This is a genomic window from Saccharopolyspora sp. 6V (assembly GCF_020176785.1).
Lineage (GTDB): Bacteria > Actinomycetota > Actinomycetes > Mycobacteriales > Pseudonocardiaceae > Saccharopolyspora_C > Saccharopolyspora_C gregorii.
On sequence record NZ_JAIUKB010000236.1, the window covers coordinates 1 to 633 of the forward strand.

General features: G+C 69.8%; 1 protein-coding gene. It reads right to left on the minus strand.

Annotated elements, in window-relative coordinates:
- Window positions 1–283: 283 nt before the first annotated feature.
- Window positions 284–633: enoyl-CoA hydratase/isomerase family protein (locus tag LCD35_RS29695; protein ID WP_255615795.1), on the minus strand; the 350-nt coding region annotated here is incomplete at its 5' end.

Below are 633 nucleotides of genomic sequence, written 5' to 3' on the forward strand. Positions count from 1 at the left end.
GCGATCTTCGAATCCTGTTGGTCGACTGGTCGACACCGTTCCTCCTGGGCACTCGCATGCTGCGCGGCAGCGGGCCGACCGCGCCGAGTTCACGCCGCCGGCCGCGTCGCCGTTCCAGCGAGACGCTAGGTCCGCCGCGGGGCGACCGGTTATGGACGAAGAACACACCATTGCCGCGCGATGATGTGCGATACCGACACTCGCCTGTTGGTCCTGCGTGAGAGCGCACTACCGGGGCCGACGAGCACGCTGCCCGTCGGCCCCGGTAGGCGGTGGAGTGCCGTCAGCTCTCGGCGTCGCCCCGCATGGACCGGCGAGACGGGAACACCGGGTCGCGCTTCTGCCGGAATGCCGCAAGACCTTCGGCCGCGTCGGGGGAACCGAAAGCGCGTTGCCCGTAGAGGGCTTCGCTGTGGAACGCCTCCTCCGGAGGCAGATTTCCCAGCCGCAGCACCGCTTCCTTGATCGTGGCGACGGCCGTCCCGCTCAGTCCCGCGAGACGTTCCGCCCACTCGATCGCGGTCGGCAGCACCTCGTCAGCGGGCACCACCTCGTTCAACAGCCCGTACCGCAGCGCTTCGCGGGCGCTGAGGCGTTCCGCGAGCAGCAGGAGCCGCATCGCCCACGCGTGCG